Here is a 22,073-nt window from a genome sequence, read left to right as displayed (position 1 = left end):
ATAATTCCAAAGATACTGTTCAGTCTTTTAACCCTATTGAGAGGGAGAGCAAAATCTCCACTACGGCCTTACTGGCATTAGCTTCGCTACGGCTTCACCCTCTCCTATAAGATATTTTAGCTCTAATACCTTACATTATAAAGATACAAGCTTCGCGGAATATGTGATACTGGGCACACATTTTCATAAATTTGATAAGGCTGATCGTAAAAAGCTAATACGTAAATTAATGCTAAGTGGTGCAGAGTTTCATGATACTCTACTGCAGAATAAACTGATAGGTGAAATCTATAATGAGCTACAGCCAGAAGTTCAGCCACAGATAGATAAGCAACTAGAAGAGCTAGAGGAAGCTGGCGAAAATGCTGTGCAAGAAGGAGAATTAATAGATGTTGAGATAGATAATACAACATCGTATATAGAATTTTCTGGGAATAGTAAGGTAGAGGTAGCCAAAATACTGGAAGCAAACAGAAAGTTAGGAAGTAATATCTTAAAAATTGGTAATGATGCAGTTGAAGTTAAAAGTGAGAAGGGAGGTATAAGAAACTATACCGATATTTCAGATGGCAGCTCTATCATGTTAGAATTTCCTACAAGCATTGGTAAGCTAAATATTATATTGTACCAAGAGGCAGATCAGGTGCAAGTGAGAGTAGAAAATAAGGAAATGTGGGCTGAGTTACAAAAAAGAGGCGAAGAAATAGGAAAAAACTGTCTCTTTGGAGGAGTGAAACTTAAAGAAGCGGTAGAAAGAGGTAGTTTCACTAGATGTGGCATATGGAGTGAAAAGCAGAAGGAAGTAAGTGAAAAATTGTTTTCATGGGCAGACAAAGTACGTGAAAATAGTAAAGAAACTTGTAGGGCACTTTAATTTAAAGGTTCCAGAGTCTGGCTATTATATCTGGAGCCTTTGAGCTATAATAGAAAATATTATATGCAAGGTTCTTTTTGTGGAAAAAAGTCTAGATTATAAAGTGGGAGAAAAATTAAAAAGCTGGAGGTTAGAGCGAGGGTACACTCAGAAAGATTTAGCAGAGAAAATTGGTGTAAAATACTGGGTGATATTGCAATATGAGAAAGGGAATCGTAGAGTTCCAATTGAAAGGTTGTATGCTATAACTGAGGCACTATCAATCAGTATTACGGATCTTATTCCTGTATCAAAAAGCTGTCTTGAAGATGAAGAAGAAATATTAAATCTAGTAAGAGAATATAAAAAGATTAACGATCAGGAGTTACGTAAGATGTTTTGTTTGCTAACCAAATTTGTCCAAGTTAGTGAGAAAAGTAGTAGAAAATCGGAAAAAATAAAAATTGCAAAGAGTCTGGTTAAAGCAGGAGTTTCTGTTGATATTGTTGCAAAAACAATTGGTCTGTCTGCTGATGAATGTGTTGAAGAAAAAGTTGGTTCTATCTACTACCAAATAGGCAAAAAGATAAAGGAATGGAGACTAGTGAGAGAGTATACTCAAAAGGATTTAGCGGAGAAAATGAGTACAACACGTGACGAAATAAGCAACTATGAACAAGGACGCGTAGCTACTCCACTGGGAAAATTATATGAGATAGCAGAAACATTATCGATTAGTATTACAGATCTACTAACAGAGGAAGATGAAGGTAGTAAAGTGGAAAATGAGCTACCGAATTTGATTAAAGAATACAAAGAAATTGAGAGCCAAGAACTACGTCATGCACTAATAAGATCTTTGTTTGAAGGGATACGTATTTGTGAGGAGAAAGTGAGAGAGATAGAAAGGATTAAAGTTGCAAAGGATCTAGTAAAAGGGGGAATTTCTATTGATACTATTTTGCAAGCGGTAGGTTTATCTATTGATATGGTTTTAGATGGATAGCTCGTAAAAAAATTATAGCAATAAAGTTTTTTTCTTAAATGGAGGATAAATGTTTGTTTCTGCAAGCAATGTTAGTTACGGAATAGGGCAAAGAATAGAAAATTGTAGGTTAATGCGAGGGCATACTCAAATAGGATTAGCAAGTCAAATAGGTTTAACATACCAAGAAGTAAACAGCTATGAAGATGGGTATATTCCTATTCCAATTGAAGTACTATATATAATAGCAAGAGTATTATCAGTTGACGTTGTAGATTTATTACCTGAACCAGTAATAGTAAGGGAAGACAGCTATGAAGACGAGGAAATACTCTATCTAACGAAAATATACGAGAATCAAAAGTTAGGCAAAATAGTACCTTCATTAGTCAGGTTTGTTCATATTAGCGAAAAAATTAATCAAGAAGAGGCAAGGTTGGAAATAGCAAAAAATCTAGTGAAAGAAGGGGTTTCAGTTGACATAATTTCCCAAGCAACCGGCTTATCTATTTACGAGTATGATAATACAGAGAAAGAAGTCTGCACTGATTCTATATACTACAGAATAGGGCAAAGAATAAGAGAATGGAGATTGATAAAAAGGTATACTCAGAAAGATTTAGCAAACAAAGTTGGTTTAACACTCAAGGAAATACACGAGTATGAAATAGGATACACTGCCATATCATTTGACAAATTATATCAAATAGCAGAAGGATTATCAGTGAATATTAAAGTTCTGCTGCCTAAAACAAATGAAGATAGTGAACTACTTAATTTACTAAGAAAAACTGAAGAGCAAGAATTAGTGAAGAAATTTTTATCTAGGGATATGAAGAATAGCAAAGAGAAAGTTAAAAAAACAGAAAAGATCAAGGTTGCGAAAAATCTAGTGAAGGCGGGTGTTTCTACTGATGTTATTTTGCGAGCAAGTGGCCTAACTGCCGATGAGTGTGAAAATTGAATTGTGTTTAAGATACAAGTAAAAATAGTCAATATATTAACCATTATAAATCCTTGTTTAGCTAACTCAACTGAAGCATTTTCATAAAGTTTTGCTGCTAATTCGTGTTGTTTGATAAACTTCAAATTTAATGCTTTTAAAATTGATGCTGAAAACACATATTGCTAATGCTAGCAGAGGAGCTAGTTGGTAAAATCGCCACAGCCGTCAGTACTCCCGATTACTTTTCCTGATAATGTGAGAGTATTCGCAAGTATTATCATATATTACAAAAAAATCAGTTAGCATTTCTGTTTATTAAAATTATGCAATAAAGCTGCATTTTATATAACACTTCTCAAATTATTTCTACTAAATATTTATGAATATGGTTAAACAGTAGATAGAAGAAACCTTTTCTATTATTGATCTTTTGTACAGTAAAGTTATCTCATAAAATATTAAATTTGGAGTTTTATGGATCACAGACTAAGAGCTTATTTGCTTGGAGTTACCTGGTTTATACTCAGTTTACTTAGTAGTGTAGTTAATGATACTATATCAAAGTGTCTCGGTTTACACCTTCAAAGTTTTAAGATAATCTTTTTCCGTTTTTTATTTAGCACTATTACTCTTATACCTTTTATATTTTACTATGGAATAGGAGTTTGTAAAACAAGTCGAATATCTATTCAAATAACTAGAGGTGCATTGTTGTTTTGTGGAATGACCTTATGGACCTATGGGTTGACTATTTGCCCAATAGTAACTGCAACAATTATAGGTTTCTCAATACCATTATTTGTTATGCTTCTTGCAATTCCTTTTCTGGAAGAAAATATAATTTGGCAAAGATGGGTAGTAGCTGTCATTGGTTTTATTGGTATTGCTATTACTACTAAAGCTTATAGTGAGGATTTTAATCCTAAAATTCTTATTTTTATTGTATCCGCATTAATCTTCGCTATACTAGATGTACTTAATAAGAAGCTTGTAATGAAGGAGACAATAATAAGTATATTATTTTACTCAGCTCTAACAACAACAATTTTTTCCACTCCATCTTTGTTATTTTATTGGCATATGCCTTCCTTGTTGGAGTTAGTATTACTGCTGATTTTAGGAATAAGTTCAAACCTAATTCTGTTCTTCATGTTAAAAGCTTTTGCTCTTACTGATGCTACTGCACTTGCACCTTATAGATACATAGAGCTAATAATTTCTGCAATAGTAGCATACGTTATATTTAATGAATTACCTGATAAAAGTGCTTTATATGGTACTTTGATATTAATACCATCAACCTTATTTATAGCTTATTCGGAAGGTAAGGCAATTAAGAAAAATAATGTAACAACAAAAGTTTATAATTGTTAATGGTATTTATTTTAGATGCTAAGCTATATTTTTAAGGTGATAATAAAATGCACATAACTATTATAGGAGTAGGGTATGTAGGCTTAGTATCTGGTACAATGTTATCGGAGCAGGGCCATAAAGTTGATTGCATTGACATAAATACTGAGAAGATTGAACTTTTGAAATCAGGGAAAATTCCCTTATATGAAACTGGATTAGCAGATTATTTAGAGAATAATATAAAGTCACAAAGGATAAGATTTTTTGATTCGTATTCTCAAATAAATCCCAATACAGAAGTAGTATTTGTAACTGTAGATACTCCATCAGACTCCCTAGGAAATGCAAATTTAAAGAATGTATATAATGCAGTAAGTGAAGTTTCTGAGAGAGTTAATCAAGATTGCTTAATAGTGATAAAGTCAACTGTTCCTCCTGGTACTGCAGAAAATATACATAATTATTTATCTAATAAGGGCTATAACTTTGATTTAGGAGTTAATCCAGAGTTTCTCAAGCAAGGCTCTGCAGTATCAGATTTTTTATACCCAGATAGGATAATAATAGGAGTAAAAACTAAGCTAGCTAGGGCAAAACTAGAAGTTATATATAGATCATTTATAGATAAGAATATTCCGTTAATAGTCACTGATACAGTTACTGCTGAAATGATTAAATATGCTTCTAATGCCTTTCTAGCAACAAAGGTTGCTTTTATCAATGAGATGGCAGGTTTATGTGAGCTATTAGGAGCAGACATTGACCTTTTAGCTAACAGTATGGGAATGGACCATAGAATAGGTAAGGAATTTCTCAAAGCTGGTCCAGGATTTGGAGGATCATGTTTTCCTAAGGATTTGTCAGCTTTATTAAGGCTTGCTGAAGACTACAATGTTAAGCTACAAATTTTAAATTCAGTTAAAGAATCTAACTATAATCATATAACAAACATTGCTAAAAAGGTAGAATATGTATTAAATGGAGTCCAAAATAAAAAAATAGCAATATGGGGGCTAACTTTTAAGTCTGGTACTGATGATGTAAGAAATAGCCCAGCTATAGATATTGCAAAATTGTTAGTGAATAACAAGGCTAAAATTACTGCATATGATCCAATGGGGATGGATAATGCTAGGCAAGTTCTAAAGGATATAGAGTACGCAGACAATGCTATAGGGGCTGCAAGAGACGCGGAAGCCTTATTATTATTAACGGAGTGGAAAGAATTTAAAAATCAAGATTTTGCAAGTTTAAAGAGTATTATGGCTGCACCTAATGTTTTTGATTTCCGTAATTTATTAGATAGCGAGCTATTACTAAGATATGGTTACCATGTTTATTCCTTGGGTAAAAAATCTATCTACAAAGTTTAACTGTTGAGAAATTTTTTTTACACCGCTTTACTTAGTTTTTTTAGATCTTTGCTTGATAGTATGGAAAAGCAAACGAGTGCAACAACAGAGCAAATGGAAAAAAATGAAAACATAATACTGTTACCACAGTGCTTAACAAGTACTCCTAAGAGCACGCATGAAAATATTGAACTTGCAATATACCCAAATAATCCTGTTAAGCTTACAATTGCACACACATTATTTTGTGGAGCAATTTCTACAGCTATAACACCTGTCAGTACTTGCACTCCAAATATAAAGAATCCTGATAAGATTGCACCAAGGTTCATAAGAATTATGTTTTGACCAAAGTTCATTGCAATAAAAGTGAGTGCTATACCCAACATGTAAAGTAATGCCAGCAAGCTTCTATTTTGAAAGAAGTACATATCACTAATTCTTCCTGTGATTAAAGTTCCAAGGATTCCACCTAAATCATATACGCCTGTTATTAGTGAGGATTGTACAAGAGAAATTTGTAATTTATCCATTAAAATTATAGGAAACCAAAAAAAGATTCCCATTTTTATAATATAAGCACAAAAAGTAGCACAACATAGAAACCATATGGAACTTGTTACCTTGATACCTATTTGAGATTTCTGCACCTTATAATAGGTAGTAAAGTTGGCACTTTCTTTGTAATATGCTTTTAATATTGTATAAATTCCAAAAAGTAAGCATAAGAGACCAGAGTACAAAAATGCACTTTTTGCATCATATATTTTAATTATACTTGGTAATACAATTAAAGTAATACAAGAACCAAGTTGCTGAGATGAGCTCATAACTCCCCATGATGATGCAATTGAAGAGATGCTAGAGTTTGTAACCATAAACTTGGTAATAGCTGGCCAACCTAACCCTTGTGTCCAAGCTAATAATATTAATGTTAACAGTAATAAAGTTAGATTATTATATGATGAAGTTATACCAATGGTTAATAATCCAGTTGCAATATTGCATAGCCCAAACATAAATAATGGATTATTTTTGGAGTCCATGATTATTCCATTAACAAATTTTGATACTCCATAAAAAAAAGAAAAGCAGGCAAAAAAATAGCTTAATTTTACATGGTCAGTATCTATTAACAGTGGTAGAGCAATTGGTATACTTTGTCTTGATAAATAAAGCAGCATATATCCACAGAAGAATAGTAAATATTGAAAGAAGACAAAGTTCACACCTATTCCCAAATAGCTCTATGCAGATGCTAGCATAATACTATATTGGTATAATATTGTTTGACAAGAAGTTTGCAAACAATTAGTGCAGAAAATTACTTACTTAGTATCTTTCTTATAGCAGATACAGTAGTATTAATATCTTCATAGCTTATATCTCTATGTGTTATAGCTCTGATTTTACCTTTGATGTTAGCCATTCTAATTCCATAATTTGTCATTAGTACGTTTATTAATTCTTGAGTAGATATACAATTAGTATGTAATGAAAAATACGCTATATTAGTTTTATACAGGTCGATATCAATTATAACTTGATCTATAGAGCCTAGGCCTTCTATAAGGTGCTGCATTTTTTTATGATCTTCTTCTAAAGAATTTACATTATTATGTAGAGCATATAAACATGCAGCTGAAATAATGCCAGCTTGGTGCATACCTCCGCCAATTTGAAACTTATAGTACCAAGCTTTTTCAATAAAATCTTCACTTCCAAGCAATATTGCGCCCATTGGAGCACCTAATCCTTTACTAAAATCAATAAATATCGAATCAAAATAACTTGCATACTCTTTTGGAGATATTTTAGTATGAGCACAAGCGTTGAACAGTCTTGCTCCATCTAAATGAGTGAATACGTCATTCTCTTTGCAGAGACTTGAGATCTCTTGAATATATTCTAAAGGCCACACAGCTCCACCACCAAAATTTGTCGTTTGTTCGATAGAAACAAGCCCAACTCTCGGAATATTTCTTAAACTAGGACGAGTAATAAACTCAACAATTTGTTCTCCAGTAAATATTCCTCTCGTACCTTTGATGGGCAAAGGAGTGGCATGTGCCTGGGCTGCGATCAAGCCAGATTGTACTATGAGTGGATGTGAAGTTTCATCAAGCAGCAAGTAATCACCAGGTCTTTGAATGTGTACTTTATAAGCAATTACATTGGACATCGTTCCTGAAATCAAAAAGATTCCTGCAGGTTTACCTAATATTTTACATGCGGTTGCCACTAATTCGTTTACAGTTGGATCTTCACATGCAGCTTCGTTTCCAACTTTTGCTTTAGCCATCGCTTCCCTCATTTTAGCTGAAGGGTCAGTGTTTGAATCGCTAAAGAAATCTATTTTTATTCTCATATTAAATTTAACACAACCTCCTTTATAATTTCAGCAGCTTTCATGATTTCTGTTTCCTTTGTGCCAAGATGGGTAACTGCTCTTATATGAGACTCGAGCCAAGGAAAAAGCAATAAACCATAAGCTTGGCACTTACTCAAGAAAACCTCATTAGTTACATTTAGTGCTTTTATACTGAAGCTTACTATATTAGTTTCTGGATAAGGTAGTACCAGTTTTATGTGTGGAATTTCTTTAATCTTATCTGCAAACAATTTAGCGAGCTTATTATCTTCTTTAAGCCTAGAGATATTATTCTGTAGTACGTATTTTGCTGCATTAGCACAATACCCTATCTGATGATAACCACTACCTAGCCAAACCTGTAGCTTTTTAGCCCTTTCAATTATCTCTCTTTTACCCATAAGCATTGAACCAAAAGGAGCGCCAAGTCCTTTAGTAAAAGAAAAGCTCATTGTATCCACATATTTAGCATAATCTGCTAAAGCAATATTTGTTTCGATATGAGCATTAAATATTCTTGCACCGTCTAAATGAAGATTTACATTGTGAGCTTTTAAAAAGTGATATAACTCGACTTGTTTTTCAAAAGGATAAATTTTACCATTAAACCCATTTATACTATTTTCTATAGAAACAAGACTCACCTGAGCAAAAATTTTATACCTCGGCTTAGAATTAATAGCATATTCTACTTCATCAACATCTAAGATTCCGCTATTATTTCTAATACAATTAAATACGATATTATTTACTTTTGCATTGCCTGCGCTATCGAAAAAATTAACGTGGTAATTATAATGAGTTATTAGTTCATCACCAGGACTTGTTTGACTGGCAATGGCTAATCTATTTGCAAGCATACCGCTGGTTACAAATAATGCTTCTTCTACTTTGAATAATTGTTTGCAATATTCTGATAAGTCATTACAGCTTTTGTCTTCACCATAAGCAAAATCTCCAACAGTTGCATTACTTATTGCATGTATAACGTTGGAGCCCTGCAGAGTTGTAGTGTCACTTCTCAGATCAATAATTTTTTCCATCTTATTTTTTGCCATTCAAACAACCAATTTGAGCATTCCAAAGTTCCTTGTAAAGACCTTGCTTAGAAACTAATTCAGCATGTTTACCATCTTGGACAATTTTTCCTTTGTTAAATACTAGAATTCGGTCCATGTGTAAAAGTGTAGAAATACGGTGTGCTATAGTAATCGTAGTTTTATTTTTCATCAATTTGAATAAACTCATTTGAATTGTTTTTTCTGTTATAGAATCTAACTGACTAGTTGGTTCATCGAGAAATAATATTGGAGCGTTTTTTAAAAATGCCCTGGCTATTATTATTCTTTGTCTTTCTCCTCCAGATAGCTTGATGCCTTTTTCTCCGACTGTAGTTCCATATTGATCTGGTAGAGTCATAATGAAATCGTGAATACCAGCCAGCTTTGCAGCTCTCATTATTTCTTCGATAGTAGATTGAAGTCTACCATATATGATGTTTGCTAAAATAGTATCATGAAATAACAATGGGTCTTGAGGTATTACAGATATTTGTTGCCTCAAAGAACTCTGTGTAACTTCTGATACTATTTGATTATCAATCTGTATATTACCTTTTTTAACATCAAATAGCCTTAGAATTAAGTTTATAAAAGTAGATTTACCACCTCCAGAATAACCAACTAGACCTACCTTTTCGCAAGGATTAATGGTAACTGAGAAATCTTGAAATAATGGCTCCTGACCTTCATAAGAAAAAGAAACATTGTTAAACGTTATTCTTCCACTTAATAAATTTAATTCTTTAGCATTTTCCTTATCTTGAATTTCTGGTACAGTAGTCAAGATTGGCAATGCATCTGAAACTTTGCCGAAATGAGTAGAAAATTGGGTAAGATTCCTAGTTAGATGGTTAAGAAACTCTATAATCGATATATTAATTCCAAGTACAAGAGCAATATCTCCTATTGCAATTTTGTTCAATTGATAGTCATAAATTAAAAAGTACAAGTTTACTGCTTGGAGTATATCAAATGAATAGCCATATATAAACCAAAGACAAAAGTATGCCCATTGTAATTTTCTCTCTGCAATAGTTCTTTTCTTGCATATTTGAAAAAATTTGTGTCTCTCATGTGCTTGCTGAGAAAATAGCCTTACTGATATAACATTTAAAATACTATCTGCTATACTAGCTATTACTTGTGAATTTTGTTTAGAGTAATTATCAGCTAGTTCAGTAAGTACACGAAAGCTGAAAATCGATACTAAAATAAAAATGCTTACCCAAGTGAATGTGGCGATTGCAAATTTTATGTTTACTAATGATAAGGTATAAATAGCTAAGACTAATGCTATGCTGTAACCGAAAAAACAATCTATAAGCAATCTTATTAACTCTATCACACTATCCATTAAGTTACTGGCCTTATGTACTAAACTTCCGGATAAATTGTTCTGATAATAGGAATGGTCTTGTTGGAGTAGCCTACAAAAAGACATATCAGCTATTTTTTGACGCATTAAGGTAAACATTCGAATGTCAACAAAATAGCCATAGAATCTAAAAGCAGTAGTGATAAGTAATGCCATACCAAGATAAGCGCTTACAGGTAATAAAAGATTTTCAATTACATTACCTTCCTGATATTTTACAGCTGTATCTAGAATATTTTTTACTAAATACTTTCTAAAAGACAAATCAACAGCTACCACCAGAGCAACTAAAGACATTATAAGTACATTAAGCTTGAATTTAGATACTATATTCAAGATGAACATCAATACACATTTGAAGCTATCAACTCTACTTCTGTTCATTTACAATGCTAGCTCCACTACGTTGACTTTTTTATTGAGAAATACAAGTAGTGAAAACCATAAATTTTTGTATATTTTTCCTGAGATGTCTCCAGCATCATGTAGTGCTGATGCTTGATTTAGAATAAGCAGCTTATATAAATCTCGCTTAGCCTCAGTAGTGTCGATCTCAGAAATATTTGTAGTTGTATCTGTAATAAAGGCTAACCAGCTCTTGATAAGTTCTTCCATGTTTTTTGCTTTTATACTTTCCTGGTAGCCAAACAATGACAAGCATTCTCTCAGTATAGATTCTGTTAACTCACCACAATTGAGTATACCAAAAACTGAAGGCTGAGGTTTTGGCACATAGGGAAGGTCTTGATCTTTTATAATCCACCTTGTTACATAAGCAAATCTATCTTTAGCATCTGTATTCTTATCACTACCATGCCATAACCGTGAATCAAAAACTATCGCATCTCCTGCTGAAATAGGTAGTGACTTAATTTTGTAATTTTCTCGGTTGTTTGAGTACTGATCAAAAAAATATGGGTACCAAAAATCAACTAAAGGCTGTATTTCCCATTTATGACTGTTTTCTATAATTTGTAGTGCACCTGAAGTTTCACTTACATTATTCAAAGCTAACCAAACGGAAAAGTGGTAAGGATCATTGAAACTATAGGAGATGTCTTGGTGAAAGGGAACTGCATCTATTAAATCAGCAGTTTTACATATAACATTTGATTTTTTCTGCAGTATCTGACACTGAAGTGACTTTTCAAGGTAATTTTTAATAATTTTATCTAATGCTTGAGATATAATTCTAGTTACTTGAGATAACATGCCCCATCTGCCGGTACAGTTTAAGTAGTCAGAAGTTGAAACACTTATTTCTTGGGATAGCTTTGATATCTTATTTGTTATATCACTTAAAGACTGAATTATTAGCTCTAAAGGAACCAGATTTTTGATAATAAAAAAACCATTTTTTTGTAATGTTTCCATGTGATTAACATCTGACATCAATAACTGATAAGTAATCTGTTAAAGGTAAAACAGCAAAAATTTTGAATCCTTTTACTTGTTTGAGTATTTTTTCCCAATCGTTTAATGTTCTTAGTTTACCTCCTGTTTCAACCATGACATTAATATCTACAGAGCCTCCAGTTGGAGAGCGGTAATCTAAAATAGTTTCTATCAATAAAATACGAGATATTCCTTTGACCAATTTTAAATAAGACAATACTTTATCATCATCATAGTGCTGTAGAAAGCGGCAAAAGACACCTAATTCATAATTTGTAACTGATAGTTCTTCCTGAGTTATAAGTTTGACTTTTAAATTTTCTACTAACTGTCTTGGTACTTTATGTTCGTTATATAGGCCTATAGAACCTTTATTGTGTATATCAGAATAAGCAAGAAATAAAGAGTGTACACCAAATAGCAATATATTCTTAGCATCATCTATATTAATTCTAGAATTAAACTCTTTAGTATCAAACCTAGAATATCCTAGTAATGCTTGGTAAAATGCTATTTTCTTATCTTCTGATGCTTCTCTTTCCTTAAAAGATTCAAATGAAGAGATAGACTTCTGTTTTAGTATATCGGCCATCTTTAACCAATTCTTTTCAGCGGCAACTCTTGCCCACATTGTTGCTGCTTTTGGCAAAAATGGTATTTCCTTAAAACACTTACCTTTTGATGATAGTTTCCATAAGTCCTCGTCCTTATCGTAATCAATAAACCCTATTTCCCACAACGCCCTTAACAGCCTTTCTAGATTTGGTACGATAATGTTTAACTTTTTAGATAAAAACGGCACAGTTGCAGGTAAAATATTTAACAAATCAAGTTCAATAGCAACGCTTGTTAGGTAAGTTTTCCAAAAGGCTGAAAGTTCTGCAGAAATCCTATGCACTTGAGATTCTTTACCTAAATCAAAAATACTAAACTTTACATTTCCGGTAATATCGATTTGTCCTAACACACCTTCAAAAGTTTCAACTTTTGCCATCCCATTATAAAATGCTTCTACCATTTTAAATCTCTGCTGGTAAACAGGATCACCATTAATATCTATATGAAACCAACCATGTTGATCTTCTGCAATAGAATACCCTTTATGAAAAACATTAAGTTTTTTATACCATTTATTATGTACTAACTTTCCATGATGATTAATATGTGTAGCTTTACCATCCTTATAGACTACAGCGATACCATCCTTAAAATCTCCAACATAATCATATTCCTCCTGATAAATCCTGTTGCCATTTAAATTAATATGAAAACATTTATCATGTCTTCTAACTACACAAATATCTTCCTGATAATTTCCAATCCATTGATACGACTGTTTGTATACTCTACATCCAGATGAATCAATATGGTAACACCCTGTATCATCTTCTACGGCCGCTCTATTAAAGTAGAATCCAAAAGTTTTTAGAAATCTATGATGATAAACTGCTTCTCCTCTTACATTGATATGATAAGCACCTGTCTGATCATAAACCGGTGCAAGACCGGGCTCATGAAATTTACCAACCTTTATAAACCTATCTTCATACAAAGGATTTCCTAGTAATTCGTGAAAACTCTCACACGGTGAAATTTTAATAGATTTAAGATTATCTTTGATTAATTGATCAAAGGTTTTCTCATGTTGCATGTTTTGCATAATTTGTAATTTAAATAATTCTTTTGTAAGCTTAGGTACTCACTACTCTGCCATATTTCCTCGAGTTTAACCTCATTAACATTACCAAAATTTCCTAATGTCTTACGGAGTTCATCTGGAGCACAGCAAGGACTAAACTTTCCTTCATTGTTTATCCATGCTTCTTTACCTAAAAATGGGCATTGACCACCTGGAGCCAAATCCTTAATACCTTCTTGAGAAAGAATTGTAAAATTTTCTAATTTTATCTTTTTACCATTTGGTAATAGCATATTATCTCTAAGCTCATATAACCTTCTCACCTCTGTATTCCATCTACTAATTGCTAACTCATCTCTTCTCATAGATAGATCCTTAATTTCCTCAAAATGTGCCCAAAGATGATGTCCTTTAACTCTATCTATGCCGTTTTTTATGGCCATCTTAACTATGTCATAGAGTTCATGTAAATTACTTTCCAAAAATGTTAATTGTAAAGTAACGGTACACCTTTCACCTGTATCGCTAAAGTATTTATCTCTAACTTCAAGGAAAGTTTTTAAATTTTCTGTCACTACTTCCCATTTTGAACCTTTCATGATTCTTTCATGAGTTTCTTTAGTTGCCCCATTCCAGGAAATCTTAACATCAGATAAAATTGGTACCAATAGTTCAGCCCATTTTCTAGCTCCTTTAATGGGAAAAGAACCATTGGTTGTGAGGTTAAGCTTAAGGCCGAACTCATGGCACAAATTGATTATTTCATCAAAGCTTTTATACATTAAAGGCTCACCCATAGTAGAAGGAATGATTTCCCTTAAAGGTGTGCCAGCTGCTTCCTTAATTACTTTTCTGATAGTTTCTATCGACAGTATCTTAGGTTTTATTCCTTTAGCTTTCTTTTCTTCTTTAACTTTGCTGTATGGTGAAAAACATTCGCACATTATACAAGCAAAATTACAGTAATCTGGATTAGTATCAAAAGTAATTCTCCAAGGACCGGGTTTAACAGCTACTGATTTGCCTTTCTTTTCAATAGCATTACGGTAAATCTTGTTAAGTTTCTCAATATGCTCACTCATAGAAGGTATATTTCCATTTTTAGTATAAGGATAGCCTTTTTGGGTAAGTTTATTGTATAACTCCTGATTTGTAGATAGGACTTGCATTTTTTCTGACAAACTACTTGCATCTCTGTGCTTAAATAATAGTCCATCTCTTACATATTCTGCCATACCACCATAATCGGCTGTTATAACTGGTATTCTAAGTTGCTGTGCTTCATGTATTACTAACGGTGAATTTTCACCCCAAATTGAAGGAACGACTATTGCATCAACTTTATTAAATACGTCAGTAACTATATTCTTATTATCATAACTTCCCATCCACTCTATTCTTTCTTTAACAACAGGTGAAAACTGATCGGCAATCGCTTTTAAAGCTTTAGTTTCTTCTCTTGCTGCTCCCCAAATTCTAAGTTTTGCTTTAGATGATAAGTGAGAAAAAGCTTTCAATAATAGATCAACACCTTTTTCGGGAGTATGAGTACCAATATAACCGAAAATAAACTCTTTTTCTTGTACTCTATTTCTATTCTTAAGACGATTGAGATCAAAACCATAATCAAGATAAGAAATTTTGTTTATCGGAACATAAAAATCCTGAGTAAATTTATCCATCAAGAATTTCGATGGGGAAATAAAGTAATCTATATAGTCTATTATTTTCCTTGTGTGCTTCATTCTAGTTGCAACCCATTGTTCCCAATAATTTAGGTCTGAATTCAGGAATTCTTCATCTCCTGTAAAATATCCCTTGTAACATTGGGTTGCACATTTTTGATCCTTTTGTCCATCACAAAGCTGTAATAAATCTTCAGAATTGCGTTGAATAAACCTTCCTCTTGGACACATTAACCAAAAGTCATGTAGCGTAAAAATTGTAGGTATATTTTCTTTAAAAGCAATTTCTGGTAAAGTAATTGATAGATGATTAAGATGACCAAAATGTATAAGATCTGGCTGAAAGTTATCTATTACTCTTTTAAATTTTATATCTACTTCTTCATTAATAAATTTATAACGATATTTAGCTATGGGTATATTAATTAAATGCAGTAAGATTCGAGAATCACTACGATCTAGGACTGTAGTGTAATAAAAATCAGGTAAAAAGCTATTTTCATACCTAGTAAATACTTGTACCTCATTGTTATTTGCTAGTTCATGAGCAAGAGTTTGGCTGTAAACCTCTGAACCAGCGCTATAATAAGGAGGGTAACCATGAATAACTTTTAATATTTTCATATATTACCATATCTATATTGTTAGGATACTCTTGTATATTGTTTTGTAGACTTTTTATAAAATTGCTTAATCCTACTTCTAATGAATGCTTTGGAGACCAACCAAGTAGCTCTTTAGCTCTAGTAAAATCACCATGGAACTTAGTTACGTCAAAATTTCTTGGAGGATAAAAATCAATTCTAGAATCACTTTTCGTGACTTTTAATATTGTTTTTGCTAAGTTTTCTAAAGTACATGGGCTATTAGTAGTAAGATGAATAGCAGGAAGAGAAGATTTTTCACTTTGTAAATATTTAACAGTTAAGCATATACCCTCTATAACATCATCCAAGTAGGTAAAATCAAAAACACATTCTTTACCTTCTATTTTAATTGGATCACCTCTTAATGCATTAATACAGAGTGCGGGAATTACTCTACTGTTATGATCTAGTAAACCACCGTATACATTTGAAAAGCGTAATATTGCTACATTAAAATCTTTTAAACTTGTTATTTGCTTCTCAATAAATGCTTTACCTTTGGCATAATTATTTATTGGATCGATACTAGCAGATTCTGTAACCGGCAGTTCCTTCTGCTCTCCATAGACTTCCCTACTACTTGCATATATAAACCATGGTTTATTTGGAAGTGACTTACATAACCCTAAAAACTGCATTGTACCATCAACATTAATTTTTTTACACAGTTCAGGATAAAGTTCACCATGTATAACTCGAGAAATTGCAGCCAGATGAATAATTCCTGTACACTTAGCAAGTAGTGGTACTATATCTTCTGAAAAAAAACTGAGTGGATTGTTGCGAAACCTAATATCACAGCTTATTACTTCATGGCCCTGGTTTTCTAACTTTTTCACCAAGGTTGACCCTATCAAACCTGCAGCACCTGTTATTAATATCCCCATGTATACCCTCTCACTACAAATAGGAAAATTTGTCGTACCAATTATCTTACAAGTAAGAATCAAAAGGTATTATAAAACCAGTATAAAACAAATGTCAACTTAAATTAATGAATAAAAAAATGTAGTTATGAAAGAAAAGTTGGCTGCCTTCTTTCTTGAAAATAGTGTTCGGCTTTAATCAAATCCTCTTTATTATTTACTCCCATTGCTTCTCTTTCATCAGAAACTACATAACCTACACTCAAGTTATTGTTTGCTGCAATGGGCACTATATCATTAAGACAATATTCATTGGTCGAATTATTGAATTTTATTTCTTTTACTAAGGTAAAGAGATCTTTAGCATATAAAGCCATTATTCCAGAGTTTGCAAGAAGCATTTTATCTCCATTTTTTAGGATTTTTTGAACATTTCCGTAATTATCAATTACTAATCTTCCATATTGTTCATCTTGACTATTGAATCCAAGAAGAACTAAATTATTATACTTTAAACAATCAGTCATTTTCATAACTGTATCGCTAGATATAAAAGGAGTGTCTCCATACTGTATTAAAACTATGTCTTGATCAGATAACTCCTCCAGATTTTCTAGAGCAATTTTAACTGCAGTGCCAGTGCCTGTAATATCTTCTTGAATTATTAGTTTTATATTGTATTGATCGATTATACTTTTTAGAGTATCAAAGTTTTCTAAATCTTTTAGAAGGGAGTTGTTAACAACAATTGATAAGCTTTTTAGACTCAGCGATTTTGCATTAGAAATTATATGTTCTAAAAGAGTAAGATTTCCCACTTGGTGCAACGCTTTTGGATATTCAGAATTCATTCTACTGCTCTTTCCTGCTGCTAATATTATCAAAATTTTACTCATACATAATTCAGGAATTGATTAGGTAGTAAGTTAATTTATAATTAGTAAGATGTAAAGTCCACTTTGATTTTCTAGAGGAAAATAACTACCATCGAACAGACAAAATTCGTTAAATTAGCATCTGTAGTAATTCTTAAGTAAAATTTTAGAAAGAGACGCCCCATAGTTATAATTGAGTGTGTGCTACTTTCAAGTATGGTTTTTATTGATGAAACCTCTTAGACCACTCTGTTTGAAATAAGGTAACTACTGCTTAATTCACCAAAAAGCCTGTAATTAAGTTCTAAAGCGAGTGTGTCCAACCCAATCGATTGTATCTCTTTAGCGTCTGTAATGCCCTTTAAAATTTGAATAAAATGTACTTATACTAATTCTATTAGTATAAAATAAACTTGCACATGATTTTATCGTCATTTTTATTCATTGTAAAGAAAATTTTGTATGAAGGTTTTTTAGAAAACTCACTTGCCCCTCTTAAATGCTCTCAACATCCTGAAAATTTGAATAAAAGTAATTGCTATTTTCAGAAACTTTTTGAAAAATTACCACAAAACATCTAAATCTTTAATAGGCAAGACCGCACCATTTGCTTGTAGATAGTAATGTGTTGGCTTTATTAACTTGTGCTCTACTTTATCTCCTACTGAAACTTTAAATTCCATATCCTGCACACAAAGAAATCCATATTTAGAATTGGTCCCATATCCTGCAGCATTACGAAAGAATTTAATCTGTCCAAGAGTTGCAAGATTATTTATTCTTTCTCTAATATTGCGCTCACTGCCAAGCCCCTCTTCTCCTTCAAAACGCTTTGCAAATTGTCCAGCAGTATAAATATTACCTTGATATGCGCTACTGCGAATTAAATTCAAGATAACCTCATGTTTTCTCATCCGTTCTAAATCCAACTTTTTACTATATTGATCTCTGATTATTGGTTCTGAATTTAAAACTGAATTGTCATGTACAAATGCCCCATTTTTCCAGTAAAGTGTCATTTGCCCGTTATTGCACTGCGAATAGTTAGATTTTTTGCGCGATAAAATTCTCTCATCAGGAGAAGCATTAGCTTTATCTGGTCTAGTCAAATACCAACGAGACCTTACTGTATTATTCCATGCTGTTGAACCGCCTGTGCCAGTTTTACGTATTATTCCCGCATCAGAAGGGTGGGCAAGTAATAAAACAGCTCCTTTTATTGCTTGAGCTATTCGACCACAACAACCTTGAATAAATTGTCTCACATGAGAACGGTCGTTTTCATTTCCTCCAAATAGGTCTGCTGCTGTATCTAATATCACAAGCTTCGGCTGAAACGATTCAATATCCTCAAGTAACTCTTGAAAGTACGTAGTTAATTGACCAGTATCTTTGTTATTAAAAACCATAAGTTGATTATTGTGCCCTGCTCGTGACCATAAGCCAACATTATCCTGAAAATCAGAAGATTCCATACCTGATTGATAAAATTCATTTATTGCGCATTGCCGACGCCAAAGTTCTTCTTCATCATCTTCACAGAACACACCATATGTCTTTATTTTTTCCAGATCTATTCCAAGCCAAGGTTTACCAAAAGCAGCGGCTGTCATTAATTGTTGAGCAAGGAGAGATTTTCCAACACCACCATCACCATAAAGAGCTGTAACACTTCCTACAGGGAGCCAATCCTTAATAACCCACTTTCTTTCTGGAGGGATATTGGTCCAAACTGTAGTATCAATTCTTTTTGACTTTCTTGAAGAATAAGGGCTTTTGTTGTTAAGGATAAATTCTTCAACGTTCATTCCTTCTAGCACACTATCTGCAGCATCCCAAGATTTTGGCTTATCTTGAGGAATCTTGAGAATAGAAAGTGATGCAACTCCAAAACCAGAAAGCTTTTTTGCGGCTTCTTGAGCATAATCTTTTCCAGGATCATCGTTATCTGGCCATATAATAATGTGTTTACCTTTAAGTGGAGTCCAATCAGTTTTCTCAATAGGTGCTTTTGCTCCAAACATTGCTGTTGTTGCAGTGATCCCTTGTTCTATGAGTAGCTCAGCACATTTTTCCCCTTCTACCAATATCACTCTATCAGATTTAGTGATGCCTGGAATGTTATACAGAGGCCTGATCTCAGGTGCAGTAAAGGTAGATTTTTTAGCATCAAATGGTTGATAACTTTTTCCTGAAGCAGTATCATAACGATATTTGCTGGCAATCAACTGATTATCCTGATCGAGATAGTCCCATTGAGTTATTCTCTTTTGCTCTTTAGTAGGTCGCTTGTTACATCCTATCCATTCACTTATCGAAGAAATTACTTCAACAAATTCTATTTTAGCGTTTTTCCCATGTGCAGCTGCCCAAAGATCAATAATGTCACCACCGTCCCCAGTTGCAAAATCAATCCATAATCCGACCTTGCCATACGCTAATTCAACTTTGAGGCTTTTGCCTTTATTACCTTGTACATCACCTATCTGAAATTTGTCACCATGAAAAGTTCCTCTTGGAAATAAATAAGAAAGGCATGATCTGATGTTTAATAATAGTTGTCTTTTTATTTCTTCTACATCAAATTGTTCTAATGGTTCTAAATGTGAGACAGCGTCGTTAAAATCATAATTTAAAGTATTTTTTTCTTTGACATCAGTTAAAAAATCTTGTACCATAGGTTGAAGCTCCTTTTAAAGTTAAGTGTTTGAAAGGTTTTTGAGCAAGGCTGTATTGGTTGCGGTCTTGTTCTCTTATCATGAAGTAAAAAATGTAGTAGGTGGTTCTCTTGGCAAAGCTTGAAAAATATATTAATAAGTGAAGGAAGTCAGTTCAGGTTTACAGTAAAGGTAAGATTGAAGGCTCTTAGAGTTTTCTTTCTTTTAAGACAAAATACTCTAATATAATTCTACAATATTTTCCTCACTATGTCAACTTCCTATTAAATAATCATAATGCTTCTATTTTGTCACATTGATATATTACATATTTATAGTATGTAATATATATTATATATAAGGAAATTTGCCATTTAACATTTTGGTTAAACCTCCACATATACGCAGCTTTGGAGCCGATTGGCAATTTTGCCAAATGAAATTTTATTTGCCATTTGAAATTCTCTTAAGGTATTGATTTTCTTGTATTTCTCTTTGTAAGTTCATCTGGTTATTTGGTAGGTTTGCCAAATGATTTGCATTTTGAAGCTTACTTTAATAAGTAAATATACCTATATGCTAGAAAATTTATAACAGTTGCTTACTGCATAAACTAAGTTCACTTATTAACATAACTCAAGAGATGCTTATATTTCTGTACCATTGACTATAGTATACCGGATCCCTTATCGATCTTTCCGGAAGTGAGGGAAATTTTTCCAAAACACGTTTACTCCTTATTATAAAAACATCTGACTTTAAACTTACACTATTTCCTTACTATATATGTTCACAAAAATTCTAAAAACTGTTCACTTTTTTAAAAAATTTTGCACAACTCCGCTTTCATACTCCACTAAATGACCTACTTTTCTAACGACTAAAAATGCAGTCCGAAATATGATTTGCTCTAAAAATTTTTCATTGAAATTACAAAAATGAACAGGTAACGCAAATTCTGTAAAGGACAATGGTGGTATTGAAAATTTAGCTCTGCTCTCAACTTACACTCCTCAAAAAAATTACAAAATTTAATTTCATTTTAACTTTAAACAAAAAGGCCACCTATAAGTTGCATCTGCATTATGTTGCAAAATATACTATACTTTCCTTATGAGACACTTACATAATCAAATAAGCTATCTACTACTTTTCTTCTCCTCCATAACAGATATATACTGTAAATGTGGTTTGAAATATGAATTGCTCTAAAATTTTTTTTATTACGATTTTTCTATTAAACTTTAATAGAGCTTAACGTGTTTACAATATACCCAGGTGAGAGATTTTCCGTCTATAAGAGGTAGCCGTAAAAATGCTATATTAGTAAAACTATTAATAATAATTATTTGTGAATTAAGTACTTTAGATTCGAGATTATATAGACTTTTGGCAGTTTAAGCCATTTTAGATTGGAAAATGAAATCTCATTAAGCTGAGAAGTGGGCTACTGTAGGGGAGTTTAACATAATTTAAGGTTACAAGTCAAGCAAACTACTATAATATCATAAAAGGCTGTTCCTTGGCTGATTTTGAGTGTTTCTTAGTTTAGAGAAAAACCCTATTATTATAAATAATAAAAATAAGGTATATAATAATACCCTATTTATATTTTATATTTTTCATTCTTATTTATTCTTTAATTTTTTAACTCTTATAGATAGCTCTCTAAAAAAAAAGGATTTGAGACAGGAAACGTTAAATTCTTTTTAAAAAATTTTCTTTACAAGGCATGAAAACCGTGTTAAACTTATATGTAAGTTTCTTTCGTGATAGTAAGATTAATTAAAATACCTTTTAGTTGAGTTTAGAGTTGTTTTATAAGCGATCTTTAATCAGGGGAGTATTTTTTTGCTTAAAAGTTGTGGCTAGCTTTAAAACATAGGTTTTCTCCTTTAGTTATTAAATTTCTGCTTTGCTTATAATATAAATGTCCTAACAATTAAATTACAATATGTATTCCGTTCAAGATTTCAGCCAATTTATTGAGTATTCCGGAAAAAGAGGATA

General features: G+C 32.4%; 14 protein-coding genes and 1 pseudogene. 5 read left to right on the top strand and 10 right to left on the bottom strand.

Going from position 1 to position 22,073, the window contains the following annotated elements:
* Window positions 1-145: 145 nt before the first annotated feature.
* From ACICP1_RS02645 to ACICP1_RS02625, 5 genes and pseudogenes are all read left to right on the top strand, one after another.
* Window positions 146-874 (top strand): annotated as a pseudogene (locus ACICP1_RS02645) (hypothetical protein); the annotation flags it as partial.
* Between the two features lie 79 nt (window positions 875-953).
* On the top strand, window positions 954-1,859 hold the full coding sequence (locus tag ACICP1_RS02640) for a helix-turn-helix domain-containing protein (RefSeq protein WP_395461030.1): 906 nt from the start codon (window positions 954-956) through the stop codon (window positions 1,857-1,859).
* A gap of 49 nt (window positions 1,860-1,908) precedes the next feature.
* Window positions 1,909-2,802, top strand: coding sequence for a helix-turn-helix domain-containing protein (locus ACICP1_RS02635; RefSeq protein WP_250120255.1), 894 nt, complete (start codon window positions 1,909-1,911; stop codon window positions 2,800-2,802).
* A gap of 456 nt (window positions 2,803-3,258) precedes the next feature.
* Window positions 3,259-4,158 carry a DMT family transporter gene (locus ACICP1_RS02630; RefSeq protein ID WP_019236555.1) on the top strand — a complete coding sequence of 300 codons (900 nt, stop codon included), beginning with the start codon at window positions 3,259-3,261 and terminating at the stop codon, window positions 4,156-4,158.
* 47 nt (window positions 4,159-4,205) lie between these two features.
* Window positions 4,206-5,513, top strand: coding sequence for a UDP-glucose dehydrogenase family protein (locus ACICP1_RS02625; protein WP_395461029.1), 1,308 nt, complete (start codon window positions 4,206-4,208; stop codon window positions 5,511-5,513).
* 17 nt (window positions 5,514-5,530) lie between these two features.
* Here ACICP1_RS02625 and ACICP1_RS02620 read toward each other — a convergent pair whose 3' ends face one another.
* The 10 genes from ACICP1_RS02620 to ACICP1_RS02575 form a co-directional block, all read right to left on the bottom strand.
* Window positions 5,531-6,676, bottom strand: a complete 1,146-nt coding sequence (locus tag ACICP1_RS02620; protein ID WP_264685379.1) for an MFS transporter — start codon at window positions 6,674-6,676, stop codon at window positions 5,531-5,533.
* Window positions 6,677-6,816: 140 nt separating this feature from the next.
* A complete protein-coding gene (locus ACICP1_RS02615) occupies window positions 6,817-7,860 on the bottom strand; it encodes a threonine aldolase family protein (protein ID WP_211908064.1) in 1,044 nt (347 codons plus the stop codon).
* Window positions 7,857-8,906, bottom strand: a complete 1,050-nt coding sequence (locus tag ACICP1_RS02610) for a threonine aldolase family protein (RefSeq protein ID WP_211908672.1) — start codon at window positions 8,904-8,906, stop codon at window positions 7,857-7,859. Before ACICP1_RS02610 ends, ACICP1_RS02615 begins: the two co-directional genes overlap by 4 nt.
* A 1-nt stretch (window position 8,907) precedes the next feature.
* Window positions 8,908-10,683: an ABC transporter ATP-binding protein gene (locus ACICP1_RS02605; protein ID WP_211908065.1), complete on the bottom strand. Its 1,776-nt coding sequence runs from the start codon at window positions 10,681-10,683 to the stop codon at window positions 8,908-8,910.
* Window positions 10,684-11,673: a phytanoyl-CoA dioxygenase family protein gene (locus tag ACICP1_RS02600; RefSeq protein WP_211908674.1), complete on the bottom strand. Its 990-nt coding sequence runs from the start codon at window positions 11,671-11,673 to the stop codon at window positions 10,684-10,686.
* A gap of 4 nt (window positions 11,674-11,677) precedes the next feature.
* The gene (locus ACICP1_RS02595; protein WP_263858704.1) at window positions 11,678-13,354 is read right to left on the bottom strand and encodes a WG repeat-containing protein; all 1,677 of its coding nucleotides are present in this window, start codon (window positions 13,352-13,354) and stop codon (window positions 11,678-11,680) included.
* Window positions 13,315-15,642: a glycosyltransferase gene (locus ACICP1_RS02590; protein WP_264377003.1), complete on the bottom strand. Its 2,328-nt coding sequence runs from the start codon at window positions 15,640-15,642 to the stop codon at window positions 13,315-13,317. Before ACICP1_RS02590 ends, ACICP1_RS02595 begins: the two co-directional genes overlap by 40 nt.
* Complete coding sequence (locus tag ACICP1_RS02585) at window positions 15,599-16,552, bottom strand: NAD-dependent epimerase/dehydratase family protein (protein WP_264376250.1); 954 nt, start codon at window positions 16,550-16,552, stop codon at window positions 15,599-15,601. Before ACICP1_RS02585 ends, ACICP1_RS02590 begins: the two co-directional genes overlap by 44 nt.
* Window positions 16,553-16,677: 125 nt before the next feature.
* Window positions 16,678-17,427 (bottom strand): NTP transferase domain-containing protein, encoded by a 750-nt coding sequence (locus ACICP1_RS02580; protein WP_262986641.1) that lies wholly within the window; start codon window positions 17,425-17,427, stop codon window positions 16,678-16,680.
* A 542-nt stretch (window positions 17,428-17,969) separates the two neighbouring features.
* Window positions 17,970-20,084, bottom strand: a complete 2,115-nt coding sequence (locus tag ACICP1_RS02575; RefSeq protein WP_019236567.1) for an AAA family ATPase — start codon at window positions 20,082-20,084, stop codon at window positions 17,970-17,972.
* Between the last annotated feature and the right edge of the window lie 1,989 nt (window positions 20,085-22,073).

The organism is Wolbachia endosymbiont (group B) of Ablattaria laevigata (assembly GCF_964277395.1).
In the GTDB taxonomy this organism is placed as follows: Bacteria; Pseudomonadota; Alphaproteobacteria; order Rickettsiales; family Anaplasmataceae; genus Wolbachia.
The sequence above is the reverse complement of the archived record's forward strand: the minus strand, read 5'-3'. Positions and strand labels throughout refer to the sequence as shown.